The organism is Fuerstiella sp. (assembly GCA_022447225.1).
Classification (GTDB): Bacteria; Planctomycetota; Planctomycetia; order Planctomycetales; family Planctomycetaceae; genus S139-18.
Genome location: JAKVAZ010000009.1, coordinates 14652 through 31861, shown reverse-complemented (window position 1 = coordinate 31861; position 17210 = coordinate 14652). Strand labels below are relative to the sequence as shown.

The 17210-nt window shown below is 53.7% G+C and carries 11 protein-coding genes; 8 read left to right on the top strand and 3 right to left on the bottom strand.

Annotated elements, in window-relative coordinates; genetic code table 11:
- Window positions 1–20: 20 nt before the first annotated feature.
- Window positions 21–245 carry a hypothetical protein gene (locus MK110_10960; GenBank protein ID MCH2211814.1) on the top strand — a complete coding sequence of 75 codons (225 nt, stop codon included), beginning with the start codon at window positions 21–23 and terminating at the stop codon, window positions 243–245.
- A gap of 223 nt (window positions 246–468) precedes the next feature.
- Here the strand turns inward: MK110_10960 and MK110_10955 are convergent, their stop codons facing one another.
- A complete protein-coding gene (locus MK110_10955; GenBank protein MCH2211813.1) occupies window positions 469–1608 on the bottom strand; it encodes a lactonase family protein in 1140 nt (379 codons plus the stop codon).
- A 392-nt stretch (window positions 1609–2000) separates the two neighbouring features.
- Here MK110_10955 and MK110_10950 point away from each other — a divergent pair, with 392 nt between their 5' ends.
- Window positions 2001–3380: a sulfatase gene (locus MK110_10950; GenBank protein ID MCH2211812.1), complete on the top strand. Its 1380-nt coding sequence runs from the start codon at window positions 2001–2003 to the stop codon at window positions 3378–3380.
- A gap of 399 nt (window positions 3381–3779) precedes the next feature.
- On the opposite strand, the gene MK110_10945 is transcribed toward MK110_10950, so the two are convergent.
- Window positions 3780–4856, bottom strand: coding sequence for a T4 RnlA family RNA ligase (locus MK110_10945; GenBank protein MCH2211811.1), 1077 nt, complete (start codon window positions 4854–4856; stop codon window positions 3780–3782).
- A gap of 1105 nt (window positions 4857–5961) precedes the next feature.
- Between MK110_10945 and MK110_10940 the strand changes: the two genes are divergently transcribed.
- Both MK110_10940 and MK110_10935 read left to right on the top strand, forming a co-directional pair.
- The gene (locus MK110_10940; protein MCH2211810.1) at window positions 5962–7497 is read left to right on the top strand and encodes a B12-binding domain-containing radical SAM protein; all 1536 of its coding nucleotides are present in this window, start codon (window positions 5962–5964) and stop codon (window positions 7495–7497) included.
- 204 nt (window positions 7498–7701) lie between these two features.
- A complete protein-coding gene (locus MK110_10935; protein MCH2211809.1) occupies window positions 7702–9045 on the top strand; it encodes a serine/threonine protein kinase in 1344 nt (447 codons plus the stop codon).
- A gap of 89 nt (window positions 9046–9134) precedes the next feature.
- Here MK110_10935 and MK110_10930 read toward each other — a convergent pair whose 3' ends face one another.
- Window positions 9135–10478: a nucleotide sugar dehydrogenase gene (locus MK110_10930; protein ID MCH2211808.1), complete on the bottom strand. Its 1344-nt coding sequence runs from the start codon at window positions 10476–10478 to the stop codon at window positions 9135–9137.
- Window positions 10479–11452: 974 nt separating this feature from the next.
- On the opposite strand from MK110_10930, the gene MK110_10925 reads away from it, so the two are divergent.
- The 4 genes from MK110_10925 to MK110_10910 all read left to right on the top strand — a co-directional run bounded on the left by MK110_10925 (window position 11453) and on the right by MK110_10910 (window position 17074).
- Window positions 11453–13462, top strand: coding sequence for a helicase (locus MK110_10925; protein MCH2211807.1), 2010 nt, complete (start codon window positions 11453–11455; stop codon window positions 13460–13462).
- 156 nt (window positions 13463–13618) lie between these two features.
- Window positions 13619–13762 (top strand): hypothetical protein, encoded by a 144-nt coding sequence (locus MK110_10920; GenBank protein ID MCH2211806.1) that lies wholly within the window; start codon window positions 13619–13621, stop codon window positions 13760–13762.
- Between the two features lie 216 nt (window positions 13763–13978).
- Window positions 13979–14464, top strand: a complete 486-nt coding sequence (locus tag MK110_10915) for a hypothetical protein (GenBank protein MCH2211805.1) — start codon at window positions 13979–13981, stop codon at window positions 14462–14464.
- 162 nt (window positions 14465–14626) lie between these two features.
- The gene (locus MK110_10910; protein ID MCH2211804.1) at window positions 14627–17074 is read left to right on the top strand and encodes a BatA domain-containing protein; all 2448 of its coding nucleotides are present in this window, start codon (window positions 14627–14629) and stop codon (window positions 17072–17074) included.
- Window positions 17075–17210: the final 136 nt, after the last annotated feature.

Here is a 17210-nt window from a genome sequence, read left to right as displayed (position 1 = left end):
AAAGTTGCACCCAACAATCCATGTCAGGGTATCCACGGCCACCTCAGGCATCAGATGCGTACGACAAGCTGTTTTCTGTCGTCATCTTCGGCTTGATCGCTGATATCTTTTACAGTGCGACAGTGCGTGCTATCTCATGTGAGCTCATGAATGATCTACAGGACGTTATCGAAGGCGGATGCTGCGGACAGCGATTCCAGGCTGCAGCCCGCACACCACAGGAACTTCACGATACGTATCAGTGAACTTTTAGCTTGGTTCTGCGAACACTTCCGGGGAAGTCTGCCGTCCGTGTGAGCTGCGTTTGAATCGATATCCCGTTCAGGTACCCGCGATAGTGGGGCGGTTGTTTAAGCACAGAGACCGCTCTTCGCTGCTGCTGATCGGGATATCCAGGCAGGAATTCCTTCAAACGGACAGACGATCGGCCGAAATTCCGGTTCAGGCTGGCGAAATTCCGACTGACTGTCAGTAAATCATGATGCACGACGGGCTGGGAATCGTCACCGGTTTGCCGACCGGAGTAATTGCTCCGGATTCAGCATCGATTCCAAATACCAGCACATTGTTTCCCGGCATATTGGCGCACAGTAGCCAGCGTCCATCCTGAGTGACTGCCAGATTCTGAGGTCCCTGTCCCAAACTGGGTACGATTTCGCTGAGTGTCAATCTGCGTTCGTCGTCAACACGATAGACGGCGATGCTGTCATGACCACGATTGGTGCCATACAGGAAACGTCCGTCGGGTGTGAATTTCAGATCGGCCGTGTGGCTGGTGCCGGTAAACTCGTCGGGAACCGTGGAAATGGTTTGTTGCTCAATCAGCATTCCGGAGTTCGCATCCCAGTCAAACGAAGTGACGGTGTTTCCGGTTTCGTTGATCACGAACAGGTGCTGCCGGTCAGGATGAAACGTCAGGTGTCGGGGACCGGCACCCTGCGGTGTTCTCACGAATGGTTGTTGTGCGGGAATCAGTTGGGCCGTGTCTGTTTCCAGTCGGTAACACAGCACCTGGTCAATGCCCAGATCCGCGGAATACACGAAACGGTTATTCGGGCCGGCAACAATGCAGTGTGCATGAGTCACGTCCTGCCGGGAGGGATGTACTCCCGGGTCCCTGTGTTCAAAGAAAGAAACAGCCTTGCCAACTGAACCATCGTCATGAATTGGAAACGATGCCACGCTGCCCGACGAATAGTTGGCGACGAACAGGGCCTGACCAGTCGCGTCAACGTGCAGATAACAGGCTGCCGTACCACGGGCCGACTCCCGGTTCAGCAGATTCAGTTTACCGGTGTCTGACTCAATGCGGTATGCGGCAATCTGATCACTCTGTTCACCGCCAAACTGGTCTGTGTGAATCGAGTACAGAAACCGGCGATCGGGTGACAGTGCCATGAAAAACGGGTGTTCGGCATCCGTGGTGCGATGAGTTTCGTTCAGTTGTCCGGTCTGTGTGTCGAGCCGAAACGCATGAATGGCTCCGTGATCGCCGGGAGCGAACGCGGAAATGAAGATCAAAGGCTCGGAAGCATTCGTTGAATCAGACAACACAGACATGACACCTGCCAATCCTGTAAACAGAAAACACCACAGAGTTCGTTTCATTGCCGACTCACTGGCTGGAAGACATTGCACGCAACAAGCTGCCTGCGGACTGTTGTATTATGGCATGCTGACTCAGGAAATCGCAGTCCTAACCCGTGAATGCTGTCAGGATCCCGAATGACTGTCGACTCCTGGTGAACTGAATGGAACGGGATCCGGCGGGCGAAGTGGAATTGTCTGGAAGATGGCCCGGGGATTGAGCGCGGTGTAGCGGCGCAGGTGTCGGGCAGACCATCCGCGCGGCGGCAATCCGCAGGGAATTGTTCAAACTGCTGGCGAGTGCCTGAATTACCGGTTAATCTCGCAGTACAACTGAAGCAAAGGGGGCGATAGTGCACGGTAAACTGATCAGATTTTTTTCAGCAGTCAGTCTGTTGACAGTTTTTGTGTGTATGACGTCGGGTACGTGTGCGGCAGCGACGGAGAAGTCTGAACGCAGCCCCAACGTAGTGATCATCTTTTGCGATGATCTTGGCTACGGCGATCTGGCGTGTTTCGGGAGTCCGAACATTCGGACTCCGCATCTGGATCGCATGGCAGCGGAAGGACAAAAATGGACGTCGTTCTATGTGGCGTCTCCTGTGTGTACACCCAGCCGGGCCGCGCTGATGACAGGACGGTACCCGATTCGCAACGGCATGATGAGTAACAAACGTGCGGTGTTGTTTCCCGATTCCGGCGGAGGCCTGCCGGCAGACGAGATCACACTGGCAGAATTACTGAAGCAAAAGAATTATGCGACGGCCGCGTTCGGGAAATGGCATCTGGGGCACCTTCCCCGGTTTCTGCCGGTGGCTCAGGGTTTCGACACCTACTTTGGCATACCCTATTCAAATGACATGGACGCCACTCAGTCGGCCGGGGAGTACCTCAAAAAGTCGCGACGGGATGCTGAATTTCATCCATCGCACAGCTGGTGGAATGTTCCACTGATGCGGAACGCGGAGATCGTGGAACGTCCGGCCGATCAGCACACGATTACGAAACGATATGCGGATGAGGCCATCCGGTTCATTCGGGAGAACAGGGAGCGGCCGTTTTTCGTGTATCTGGCCAACAATATGCCTCATATTCCTCTACTGGTTTCTGAGGCCTTTCGCGGCCGGAGCCCGCGCGGGCTGTATGGTGATGTCGTGGAGGAGATTGATTTCCACATCGGTCGTGTCTTGCAGACGCTGCGTGACGAGGGCCTGCAGGAGAACACGCTGGTGGTGTTCAGCTCAGACAACGGACCATGGCTGTGGTTCAACGGACACGGTGGATCGGCCGGACCGTTGAGAGCCGGGAAAGGTACCACGTTTGAAGGCGGCCAGCGTGTGCCAACAATATTTTGGTGGCCAGGTACCATTGAGGCGGGGTCAACAGTTGCTCAAATGGGCTCGACGCTCGACGTGATGGCTACACTCGCCTCCCTGACCGGTACCAGTCTGCCGACAGATCGCAAACTGGACAGCTATGACCTGACACCTGCATTGCTCGGTCAGGGAGACAGCCCCCGGGAATCATTTTACTTCTGGACACGAGCGAAGCTGCACGCCGTTCGTTCGAATGCGTTCAAGCTGCACCGGCACCAACGGCAGCCTGTCGATTACGGACACGAAGTTCAGCTCGAATCTCCGGAACTTTACCATGTAGGACATGATGTGTCGGAGAAGTTCGATATCGCGGATCAAAACCCGCAGATCGTGCAGCGACTGAACCGGATGTTCACCGCGCATCAGGCCGATATCGATCCTGTGCCGGATCAGCTGGCCATTCCGCTTCAGCAGTGAAGCTTGTCGCCAATCTATTTCCGAATTCCGTGATGCCGGGTGCAGGTATCACGGCGTAGATCCGCACAGCAGATCGGAAGTGTGGGATTCGACGTGGCACAGCACGACCACCACTGTCAACATCCTCCGTGAACCGCTTCGATGGACGGCAGCCGGCTGAGTTTCCTGAAACAGCTCAGGTCGTACCGAGTTGAATACAGGTGGAGAATTGAGATCAGCCGTTTTTGCTCAGTCCGTGCGCTGTTTGACCGCACGGAGTGAACGAACCTTGCCTCGTTTTATTCGCCTGCCTGTTGGCGGATTCGGTTAATAACACGCACCGCACAGGTTCGAACGTGGTCTCCGGCGTGAAAGCGAATTTGTGATGTTTAAATCTCAGATTCGTGATCAGACGTCTGGTCACCGATGCAGTAACGTTTTCAGGATCAGGTCGCCGGAGTCTCGCCACAATGATTTTATCGCAGCGGAGGTCACTGACTCGCCTCTGTCCTGCCGGTCTCGAAGCTGGAACAGCAGGCCGGAAAACGGACGTTTGCCAATTACCAGAGCGAACGACTTCCTGTCGGGCGCATGCCTGTGATCAAACCATGCTTCAAGCACCTTTCCGTAGGCTTTCGTGACCATTTCCTTAAGTTCGAAGAATCGCTCGCGAACTTCAGGAAAGTAAGTTAACAACTCGTCTTCTTCACCCTCCAGAATGAAATGCAGAAGATGCCGCGGGTCATATAGATTCAGTCCTTCTCCTTTCATCCTGTGCCGACCGAGGTAGGCCGGGTTTTTGATCTTCCAGCGGCGATGGTCTTTGTCGCAGATCACAACACCTTCAAAGGTTGGGTCTTCTTCCGCCTGTTTCTGCAGAAAATCCTGTATCTCATCGACGTTTGAGAACTTATACAGTCTGGGGCGAAGCATGTTTCCCGCGCGAGCAAATTGATCGCACTCGGACTGCGTCAGTTCCTCACACGTATTGCGGTAGAACGCGGTGAGCAGATAGAGCATAGGCTTGTCATACTTACGGACTATTTTGTTCCAGGGAGACACAAATTCACAGACATAGGAACAGTGGGGATCCAGCACGGGATCCAGGTCGTTCAGAGTGTTGACTCCAAGTGCCTGACAGATGCCCTCACTCCAGGTGAATCTCTGAAACGGCATGTTGTCTTCTGCAAATGATCCACGCGTGTTGGCTCGCCATATTCCCTGAAAGTGATACAGCAGCACAAGACTACCGTCTTCCTTGGACTGAGCCGTGAAATCAGAGAAGTTGAAATGGGCCATATTCTCAACGACTTCTCCCCAGTTGAAGAAGCGATGGAAGGATCTGGCGACAACTTCCAGCGTCTTCGTATGCAGGACAAGACCACGGCACTCGCAAACAACCGGGTGCGTCTTAGGAGACTCAATCTGGTCGTAGTTGAGGATGGCCAGCGGGAGTGTTGTGTGCCGATTGACTTTGATTCCAAGTTGTCTCGTCAAATCGTCAAATCGTCAAATGATCGTTGACTTAGAAATTTCTGCACTTCAAGCATCGGTATTTCAACATCCGTAAGTGAAACCGCCTTCGACGGCTACCTGGCGAAACTGCAGGACACACGAACTCCGAAGACATTATCCCGCCGGTCTGGCGTGTGACAGAGACGGACCACTGAAACGCCCGTAATCATAAAGACTGATTTGAAACGTCGCTTTGGTGCAATCGACGGATGACCTCCAGGGATCGCTCAGTCCGGTACCGGGATACTCTACCTTCATGTCGCTATCAAATATTACCGTGCATGTCGTATGCTCCGAGGCCGGGGCAGGACCGTACGACGGGATGCCGGGTTGGGCATTCTTACCAACTTTCCGGTGTTACGCGGTTGATCACGGAGGATCTGTGCCCTTGCGGTTCAGTGAACCAGTTGGTTCAGCAATGTACCGAACAACCTGAACTACCTCGAATACAATAAATCCGAAACCGTGTTCCTGTTCGGCAGACAGTGTGGTCCGGTCGCGGGTTCGCATCTCTGGTCCAAACACGCCGATCATCGACTAAACCGGAAGAAATGTGAGTGTGGGGCGACGAAGATTCACTGTGTAGAACCTCGCTCTCATGAAATTCGTTAATCAGCGTGATAAAAGAATCAGCTATAGAGATTGGTACGGGCAAACAGTGGCAGATCCGGTGATGATCGGTATATCAGGATGTGTTTTCTGTCGGCTGTAAGAGTTTTTCATGCCGACGGCGGTATGTGGCGCGGCTCAGGAGTCATGGTTCGGGTGTTGGTCTGCTGAGTTCCGTCTCTGTTTTGGATCTGCGGTGATCGGTATGGCCGAACTTGGTCGATTCGTAGACGGAAACACGATCCGGCTGCACGTGTAACAATGCGTGTTATTATGCTGCAAGCTATATACCTTCGACAGAAGTCTCCTGGATCAGGCTGTATTCATCAGAAGTCGACCTCGGGGAGTCTGTCGGGCTGTACTTGTTCACGTCGATCCTCGGGAACCTGTCACTTATGCTGCCGGGTGTCGGTTGTATTACAACTTCGGTTGTCGGTCAGTTATATGTGAATTCAGGTTACAGAGATCAGTGGAGCGCATGGCGGACATCGTTCTGACAACTTTGAACGCTCGTTACTGGCACAGCGCATTTGGTCTTCGCTGTTTGCTGGCAAACATGGGAGATCTCAGAGAACGCACCTTGATGCTCGAGTTCAGCATTGGCGACAGTCTGATTGAGGTGCTTGCTGATATCCTGGAACATCGACCGCGGATTGTGGGAATTGGAGTTTACGTATGGAACGTGCGGCAGGTCACAGATCTGGTGGCCGGCATGAGACGCGTGGCTCCGGACGTTATTGTTGTCCTGGGTGGTCCTGAAGTCAGCTACGAATGGGAGACCTCGCCCGTGGTCCATCAGGCGGACCACGTGATCACCGGAGAAGCTGACCTGGCGTTTGCTGAACTGTGCGAAAAAATTCTGCGGGACGACGGTTCGCCGGCACATATGATTCATGCTGAAGTGCCGCAGTTTTCCGAATTGAATCTGCCGTACCATCTGTACGATCAGGAGGACATTGCCCACCGGGTCATTTATGTCGAAGCTTCCCGCGGCTGTCCCTTCACCTGCGAGTTCTGTCTGTCGGCACTGGAGATTCCCGTGCGGCAGGCTGACTTAGCTGAGTTTTTGGCGGCGCTGCAGTCACTACTGGACCGCGGGGCTCGACAGTTCAAGTTTGTCGATCGAACCTTCAATCTGAATATCCGGGTGAGTCAGAAGATCCTGACGTTTTTTCTGGATCGCTGGAGCGAAGGATTGTTTCTTCATTTCGAAATGGTTCCGGACCGACTTCCGGATTCACTCCGCGATCTGATTGCAATGTTTCCTCCGGGGGCGCTTCAGTTTGAGATCGGTGTTCAGACTTTCAATGACAGGACAGGGGAGCTGATCAGTCGGACACAGGATAATTCGAAACTGGAAGACAACGTTCGTTTCCTGCGGGACAGTACGGGCGTGCACATTCACACCGATCTGATTATTGGTCTGCCCGGTGAGGACCTGAAAAGTTTCGGAAAGGGATTTGATCGACTGCTGGCACTCAATCCTCATGAGATTCAGGTTGGTGTCCTCAAGCGACTTAAAGGAACTCCGATCATCCGGCATGATGAAAATTTTGAAATGGTCTACAGCGATCAGCCACCCTTCGAAATCCTGAGGACCCGAGATATTGATTTCAGCAGCATGATGCGTCTGCGACATTTTGCCCGAACCTGGGACCTCATCGGCAACAGCGGCAACTTTCTGACGTCGCTGGAGTTCTTGCGGAAAGAGGGCACGTCAGTATTTGAGCAGTTGCTCGCATTCAGTGATTTTCTTGTTGAACGCGAACAACGCCTTCACGGAATTTCATTGATCCGGCTCGCGGAATCGCTGTTCACGTTTCTCGTTGAAACTCAGGCGATCTGTCCTCAGCAGGCGGCCGAGGCCCTGTGGTGTGATTATACCCGGTCCGGCCGTTCGGATCGTCCGGAATTTCTTCGCGCCTTTCGTCTTGAGCAACCAGCGTCGGCACAAGTGAAGCGAATGAGTTTGCCGGCCCGGCAACGTCGACATCATGTGGAAGTCCGACGCTGAACTGAAGCTTGAAGATAGGGACGATTTGGTCAAGTTCCGCCGGGAACCGGATCAGAGTTGCCGGTAGTAACAGGTGTTGATGATTGTTCGAGTGGTGTGGTGGCTGACGAGGATGAGTAATTGGCTGCATTCTACTGCCCAGGCTGTAATGAACCCTTCTTCTTTCTGTCCGGCGGACCGGTTTCCGGTTGTCCTCGTTGCGGGATGAACGGCAAACAAGACGACACCTGGATTTCGTCGTCTGATTTGTTCCCGGAGTTTTGCGATCGTAGTGCCGCAGGTTCGGGTTCTGTAGACACACTCGAGCACCCTGTTGACGATCTGATTCCGGAAGGACAGCAGTTGCACATCTATGACTGCCGGCGGATGCTTGGTCGTGGCGCGATGGGAGTCGTCTATCTGGCACACAACAGATCTCTGCATCGGTTGTGTGCATTGAAAGTTTTGTCTCCTCGTCGTGTTTCGCTTGACGTTGATTACACGGGGCGCTTTCAGATTGAGGCGCGTGCGGCGGCGGCACTGGTGCACCCCAATGTGGTGACGACACATGCGGTCGGGGTCTGTGACGAACGGCACTATCTGGAAATGGAATATGTGGCCGGCGGATCCCTGCAGCGCGAAATTCAAGTCTGTGGTCCGCTGGATCCGATCCGTGCAACACAGTTTGCCTTAGGTGTTGCTGACGGACTGGCGGCGGCTCATCGTCTGGGAATCATCCATCGGGATCTCAAGCCGGACAACATTCTGGTGACACCGTCCGGCAGCCCGAAAATCGGTGATTTCGGACTTGCCAAACGCGTGCATTCGGTGGAGGCCGAACACGCCCGACTGGCCGGTACTCCGAATTATATGGCTCCGGAAATCTTCCAGGGAGAGCCGGCCACGACTTCAAGTGATGTGTTTGCTTTGGGCGTTTGTTTTCACCTGATGCTGACCGGGAGACTGCCGTTTGAAAGTCACAGCATGCACGGACTGATGAATGTGGTGATGTCGGGAGACTATCGACCGGTACGTGAACTGAATCCAACGGTGCCGCTGGACGTGGCCGAATGCGCGGCAATGCTGCTGTCACGCAGTCCTTCCAATCGGCCGGCGAACGGAGCTGGCGCCAGTCAGTTGCTTCAGGCGGTACTGGGTGACTCTCGGGATCTTGAGACCCTGGTGAACGATGCATTTGACGAGGTGCCGATAGCAGAATGTCTGCAGCGTGGCCATAGATTTGAAATACGGATTCAGCTGCCGGGCGGGCGGGGGCAGTCTGTGTTCCTGGAAAACAGCGATCATCCGGCGGGACATCGGTTACTGCTGATTTACAGTGTCTGCTGCCCGGCGGAAGCGGAATTCTATGAACAGGCACTTCGTCTGAACGCAAAGGTCCTGCATGGCGGCCTGGCGATTCGCGAGGTCGAAGGGTTGCCGTATTTCGTAATGGTTGATACCTATCCGCGGGCAACGGTTGACGGAGAGGAGATTCGACGCAGCGTGGTGGAAGTTGGACTTCAGGCCGACAGGATTGAACGTCTGCTGACCGGCAAGGACTTTCACTAGTCGCTTTTCAGACTCGACGATGCTGGACGAAGCGAGGCACACGACAGTGTTGATTCTCTGCATCCAAATCTGTTGTTACCTGAGAATAATCAGGCACGACGAATTTTTTCTCGCCCTTCGGTCACATTCACTGTGGCATTACGGGTATCAAGTACCATTCTTGAATGACGTACGATCTGGTGATAGTCGTAGGAGGAATGATCAGTCGCAATCAATACGCAGTCCTGGCTTTCCAGATATTCTGGAGTCAGGTCCTGACTGCTGGTTGCCGAAAAATCATAGTTCCTCATCTTTCTGAGCAGCGGAATATGAGGATCGTTGTAGGTCAGGTTCGCTCCGCGTTCCAGTAACAGTTCCATCAGTTCGAATGACGGACTTTCCCGAGGATCATCAACATCTTTTTTGTAAGCCATACCCAGCAGCGCAATTCTACTGCCACGGATGGGTTTACCGACGTCGTTGAGGAATTCACCCAGTCTGTCGATGACGTATCTCGGCATGCCTGCATTGACTTCACCGGCCAGTTCAATAAACCGTGTCGACATTCCCTGTCGGCGGGCCAGCCAGGTGAGGTAGAACGGATCAATGGGGATGCAGTGACCGCCCAGTCCAGGTCCAGGATAAAAGGCCTGAAAGCCGAATGGTTTGGTCTTTGCTGCGTTGATCACTTCCCAGACATCGATGTCCATTCGATCGAAGAGCATCTTTAGCTCGTTGACCATGGCGATGTTCACGGCGCGGTAAGTGTTTTCCAGAATCTTGCAGGCTTCTGCCGCTTCAGTGCTTGCCACGGGGATGACCTGGACAATGGCGTGTGCATACAGGTCACAAGCCAGTTCAAGACTGGCATCGTCAAGTCCGCCCACAACTTTGGGGATGCCGGCTGCCGTATAATCGGGGTTGCCTGGATCTTCCCGTTCAGGACTGTAGGCCACGAAAATGTCCGCACCGCAGCGGTGTTGAGCCGGATTGTTGTTCAGAATCGGCACCAGTACATCACGAGTGGTGGTTGGATAGGTGGTGCTTTCTAAAATGACCAGTTGACCGGGACGCAGAACGGCTGCAATTGCACGCGCAGTTCCTTCCACATAACGAAGGTCCGGATCGCGGCTTTCGTTAAGCGGGGTGGGGACACAGATCAGCAGTACGTCCGCTTCGCCCAGTCGTGTCATATCGGCGGTTGCTTCGAAGACCTGCCGATCGTTCCAGTCCTGCACCTGACTGCCCGAAATGTGCTGGATGTAACTTTCGCCATTGTTGAGTGATGTGACCTTTGAATGGTCGACATCAAATCCCAGGCACCGAAAGCCGGCGTTCGTAAATGCGCTGATTAGCGGCAGCCCGACGTATCCCAGCCCGATGACTCCAACCCGGGCAGACTTTTGTTCGATCTTTTGCTGCAACTCGACAAATGAGTGGGAAACGGAAGGCATGATTCATGAATTTCCAAAACAACAAACATGGGATCGAAAACAGACTTAATACTCACCGGCTTCTGCAGAAACAGCTGTCGCTGTTCGCCTCGTCTGTACCAATCAGGATGAATCTATCCGGGAAACGATCAGGTTTAGATCAGACAGTCTGCTCAGCGTCAGACCGTCTCGAGTAGTTTTACCAGTTCGTTAAACCATATCTCCGACATACGACCTTTCGCGTTTCAGCGCGAATAAAAAAGAATCATCAGAAACTTTTAGCCTCATATGTATGACAAAGGCAATTTCCTTCCTGATATTTTTCGGGCTCATCGGATCACACCGTCCGCAGAATGGACTGAACCCGGTCAATCCTGCATTCCGGCAGAATTCGGGATCTCGCCTGTGAGTTTCGGATCACAATGAACATCTGACCATTCAGGCAGGAATTCTTTGATTGTATTCCGCTGTTAACCGGGGAAAACCCGTGTTGTCGACGGAGTAGACGGCCAATTTCTCACCGCTGTCGTTCGGTTTGCCAGGCCGGTCTGTCCCCGTTTATGTAGTGATGTGTCCCGCCGGACGGACCACTTGACGGCGTTTCTGTTCGTTGTTTTTGCCTCCTGTCAGCCGATGTTTTCAAATCGGCACCACTGAACAGACCACTGTTCAGTGGTGCTGCCCACGTTTGTCGTAACTCATCGTTGTATCTGGTAAACGAGGAGGTGGTTTTGTTATGTTCGGACGAATCGGAGGAAATTGTGAGAATTCCGACGGTCAGCAGTTTCAGGTGGCACTGACTGAAATCAGTTATCTGATGGTGGATGCTGATTCTGAAGAACGCACGAATTGCAGATTCACGGGATGCAGGAGGTCCATGAACTGATGGTGGTATTCGGAATTCAGGGTGATGTGGTGTTTTCGGCGAGTCGTCAGACGTTCGCTATCCTGGGCGACAGCACCGTGATCCGGACTGGTGATACGCGGGTGCTGCAATGACGGAGATGCCTGGATCGTCAGCAGATGTATTGGGAGCAGACGGCAGTGTTGCCCGACGACTTGCCAACTACGAGCATCGTCCTGAACAGCTTGCCATGGCTGAAGCAATTGAGCGGGCCGTTCTTGACGGTCAACATCTGGTGACGGAAGCCGGAACGGGAGTTGGCAAGAGTTTTGCCTATTTGGTGCCCTCAATACTTGCAGTCCGGGCCGGACAGACAACGGGACAGCAGAAGAAACGCATTATCGTTTCCACGAATACAATCAGTCTGCAGGAACAGCTGATTACGCGGGACATACCCTTCCTGCAGTCCGTACTGCCGGTGGAGTTCTCCGCAGTGCTGGTCAAGGGACGAGGCAATTACATCAGCCTGCGACGCACAGAACGGGCGTTCAGTCGTCAGGTACAAAATACACTGTTGAAGCCGGAGTCCGCAGAGCAGTTAAGGCAAATCACTGAATGGTCACAGGAGACAACCGACGGGAGTCGTGCCGATCTGTCGTTTCGACCGGATCCTGCGGTGTGGGATGAAGTGGTCAGTGATCACGGGGACTGCCTGAGAAAATCCTGTCCACACCACAACAACTGTTTCTATTACCGAGCCCGAAGTCGGGTCTGGAACGCTGATTTGCTGGTGGTGAATCATGCGTTGTTTTTTTCTGACCTGGCTCTGCGGCGTGAAGGGGCCAGTATTCTGCCGGATTATGAGGTTGTGGTGCTGGACGAAGCGCACACAATTGAAAGCGTTGCAGCAAGTCATCTGGGATTGTCGGTGACAGAGGGACAGTTCAGTTATCTTCTCAATCGACTTTACAACCGGAAAACGCAGAGAGGGCTGCTGTGCGTGCATCAGCTGACGACTGCTCAGGATCGGGTTTCAACGATTCAGGCCGACTGTCGTCATTTTTTTTCTGAACTCGACGAATGGTGTCGTCGTTTCGGTCGTGCCAACGGTCGGATCACCGGACCGGTGGAAGTCATCAACACCGTTTCTCCGCGGCTGCGGGATCTGGCAGCTCTCCTGGAAACTGAATCCGGCAGAATGGTTAAAGAGGACGATCGGGTTGAACTTTCCGGTGTTGCCGACCGCTGTGGGATCCTGGCGGAATGTCTGGATTCCTGGTGCACACAGAGCCAGGCGGGGAATGTGTACTGGCTAGAGAAAAGTGGCGCCAAACGCGCAATCAAACTGACCAGCGCGCCTGTCGAAGTCGGTCCGCTGTTGAGGGAACACCTGTTTAACGAAGTTCCGTCTGTGATCTGTGCCAGCGCGACGCTTTCAGTCGGTTCGGATGATTTCAGTTTCTTCCGGAATCGTGTCGGACTAACCGACGGGAGTGACAGTCGGCACGGAAGTCCCTTTGACTATTCCTCACAGATGCGACTCATTTTGTCGAAGGGGATGCCTGATCCTGGAATGGATGCATCCGGATTCCAGGCGGCCTGCATTCCTCGTATCAAACGTCATTTACTGGAAACAAAAGGACGAGCATTCGTTCTGTTCACCAGCTACACCATGCTGGAGTTTTGTATCCATCGGCTGCAGAGCTGGCTGTCAGAACATGATCTGACGTTGTATGCCCAGGGACGAGGGCTGCCGAGATCAGCGATGCTGGACCGGTTTCGCAGGGATCCTCAGGCTGTTTTGTTTGGTACGGACAGTTTCTGGCAGGGAGTCGACGTGCCTGGAAAATCTCTTCAAAACGTCATCATTCCGCGTTTGCCTTTCAGTGTGCCCGATCATCCACTGCTTCAGGCCCGTGTTGATGCGATCAGGGCTCGAGGAGGCAATCCGTTTCGGGAGTATCAGATTCCCGAAGCAATCATCAAGTTGAAGCAGGGCATCGGACGACTTATTCGTTCACAGACGGACACGGGCCGCGTGGTGATTCTGGATCCCCGCCTGCTGACCAAATCATATGGCCGACTGTTTGTGTCGAGTCTGCCCGGCTGTCAGGTTGAGTTCGATGATGGTGATTCGCTGATCCCGGCGGCCGCGATATAACTCTATCACAACTGGCCATCCTGTCTGATACCGAGAACAACGGGTGCTTGGACAGGTGTCCGGCGGAAACCGATGCGGAGAGCCGGTCCGAGCGTAACTGCAGCGTTTGCTCAACACGGGAAAACCCTGCCGTTCACGCTCAGGTGATCGTGTCTGGTGTTCCTGTCGACAGACGTGCAGACGCTGGGTTATTCTGAACACGCGGACCCGTTTCGTGGACTGCTGATTCTGCTCATCGGACTGGGGTTCTACGGGCCGTTCATCGCGATTGTGTTTTGTATCGTGTTCACGAACGTTTGAGAATCTGCGATACAGCCATGCACCGTTCTCAGTGTGAAGTTCCGGAGCTGTCAATCCTGCTGAAAAACTCTCCAGGATTCTACTGTGGTAAGAGTGACGTGGGTCCCCGTGCTACTTAACATTCGGGTGTTGATGTTGTTACCCTGAGTTTCAGGACGACTGCACGAAAGTTCTGTGCGGATTGAATACGGATGATGTCTGCCACGAAAGACTGCAATGTCTGAATTCGAAGAAAGACTGAACCGCGCGATTCATCGCGGTCGTGGTATGCGTGATGCGAAGGGACGTCAGGAGGGAAAAATAAAAGCAACCGAGGATGAACTCAGGAGCCGTCATTCCCAACTGCGTCTGGCATTGAGCGAACACATTGAGACGTGCCTTCGGCATCTGGCCGACCATTTTCCGGGTTTTGAATATTCAACCGTGATTAATGAAGACGGCTGGGGCGCCCGAATCAGTCGGGACGATGTCAATATGACACGCGGGACCAGTCGTAACCTTTACAGTCGTTTTGAGATGCTGATCAGACCGTGGTCGGACGCCAATATTCTGGAACTGGTGACCAGAGGGACTATTCGCAACCGAGAATCCCTGAATCGCAACAATTTTCGGTTGCTTCACGAAGCGACGGAAGACGGATTTCGGGAAGTGATTGATGGATTAGCTGTTGAGTTTGCCGAACAATATGCAGCACAGGACTAGTCCCGGAGCGCCGACCTTGACTGAGGGGCGTGAACTGCCATGATTCCGCTGAAACACTTCATCAGGCAGGTCTGTGTGGTTACTGTTCACCGGACCTGATTTCGGATGTGTGTATTCTGTATCACTGTCACTGCAGCAGTATCCGGCTGTTGCTGAGCTCCGATGACATTCATCAATCTCAGCCTGCTGTTTGGTTTGGGACTGGTCAGCGTTCCGGTCATCCTGCATCTGATCATGCGCTCCCGGCCAAAGAGAATAGAGTTTCCTGCACTTCGTCTGCTGGAAGCTCGACGCTCTGCGAATGCTCGCCGATTGAAGTTGCGCCACCTGTTGCTTCTGCTGTTGCGGATGAGTGTACTGGCAGCGATCGTGCTGGCGCTCACACGCCCCTATTTGCCACCTGCGAACTATGGTCTTTCGTGGTTCGAATGGCTGCTGACAGTCCTGGTCATTACCGCCGCCTTTGTCGTATACAGATGGTTGGTGACAAGAGCGGAGAAACGGGAGACCCCTGACTACCTGCTGAGAGAACGGGTTGCCCGGATTCGAACATTAAGCGTTGTGTGCGGATGTCTGGCAATGTTGGTGATTGTGGGAATGCCGTGGGGGATCCGCGTCGGTGCAGAAGTTCAGTCACCTGGCAGTGATCTGGCTGTGGAAACTCCTGTTTCAGCAGTGTTCATTTTCGACACCAGTATCAGTATGTCGTACCGTCATGAGAGCAGAAGCCGTCTGAAACAGGCCAAACAGATTGCCACAGACCATTTGCAGATGCTGCCTTCGGGAAGTCGTGTTGCCGTCGCTGTGAGCGGCGCCGGTCCAACGGAGGAAATCGTCTTTCAGTCAGATCTTGCTGCGGTCAACTCCAGGATTGATTCACTTAAAACCACTGCACGCGGCAGCAAACTCAATCGAACTCTGCAGCGAGCTCTGAAGATTCAGCGCGATGATCAGCAGTTGGTGCGGACCGAACTCGGAACAACTGCCGATCGTGATGTTTACACACGCGAAGTGATTGTTTTTACGGACCTGTCCAGAAATGAATGGGCTCTTCCGGACGATACCGGATTGCGCGAATTGTTGCAGGAAAATGACTGGCTGCACGTATTCCTGGTGGATTTGAGTGTGGAAGATCCAGTCAATCTTTCACTAAGAAATCTGAAACTTTCGGCCGATTCGATCGTGGCCGGACGCAGCGTTGGTCTGTCTGTTGATGTTGTGAGAACCAGGGCGGCCCAGGCCTCTGCCAACGTGGAAGTCTTTGTGGTTGATGATAATGGAGACGAAACCCGGACTGCTGCACCTGTACATGTCAGTCTGGATACTGAATCTGCCAGTGCACGAATGCTGGTGCCGGTCCCGGAAGATGCTGATTTCCTGACGGGAATAGTCAGGATCAGTACATCCGATCCGCTGCAGGCGGACGACAGATCCTGGTTCGTTCTGGGTGTTCAGCCGCGGCCCAGAATTCTGGTGGTGGCGGATCAGTTTTCAGATGCTGCGAATTTTTTGGCGGCACTGGAATCGCATGCAGGAGGCCCTTCCAGTCAGCCGCACTGTGACTGCACGTTTGCTGCGATATCAGGTCTGCATCGTCAGACTCTGAACGGTTTTGATGTAGTGTGTCTTGTCAACTGCCAGCGTCCCGGTCGCGACCTATGGCGATCGCTTCATGGATGGGTTCAACGGGGCGGGGCACTGCTGACCGTTGTGGGAGGGGAGCGTCGTGCTCTGCACTCGGCATGGAACGTTGATGAAAGTGAACCACTGCTTCCCGGACGGATTCTGCGTCCGCTTCGGTTTCGGGAACAGCCGCAATCGTTCCGCTATGAACCAGGCCATCCGGTCACGCGTACACTGGATGATGTTCCTGAGGCTCGAACGGAGCTGCTGGGGATTACGGTTCGGCGACGTTGGATCGTGGAACCCTCTTCGGATTCCCGGGTAATTATGTCGTACACCGGATCCGGCGGGTACCCGGCCCTGCTGGAGAGGCGAGTCGGTGAAGGTCGATCGCTGATGCTGACTACGGCGGTCAACTACAGCCCGGACCATGCAACCCAGTGGAACGAGCTGCCGGTCAGCTATACGTTTTTCATGCTGACGGACGGAATGGTCCGGTATCTCACGGGCGCCACGGACCAGCGTCGCAATTTTCGTACGGGTGAACCCGTCGAGATCCGTTTACCGGCAGACAGCCCATTCGACCGGTACCTGTTGAGACGGCCTGGGCCGCGGCAGACGTCCGGGCTGCTGAAGGCAGGGCAGCGTACTGTGTTGATTGACGATGCTGAACAACCAGGCCAGTACCGACTTTGGCTTCCGGAATCCGGTGTGTTTCGTTCCGAATTTGCCGTCAATATGAACGACGACGAAACAGATCTGACGCCCATAACTGCAGTGGAACTGGACACCCTTCTTGGCGAGGACCGTTTTGCCGTTGTTCGCAGCCCGGGTGAACTCAAACAGGCCGTTGACACACGCAGGATGGGAATTGAGGTATTTCCGGTTCTGGTTGGACTACTGATCATTCTGTTCTGCGGTGAGCACCTGATGGCCAACTACTTTTACGAGCTGGAAACAACGCCGGGAGCGGTTGAAGCCGGGTGAGCGGGAGGGGGAGTTGCCTTTTACACCCCCAATATTTGTGGTGAGTTTACGATTGGTCGCACTGATCGGGTTTTGATGTTGTTTTATGGCAACATCAAATTCACGGGTTTAGGTAACAAGCCTGTTGAGTGGTAGC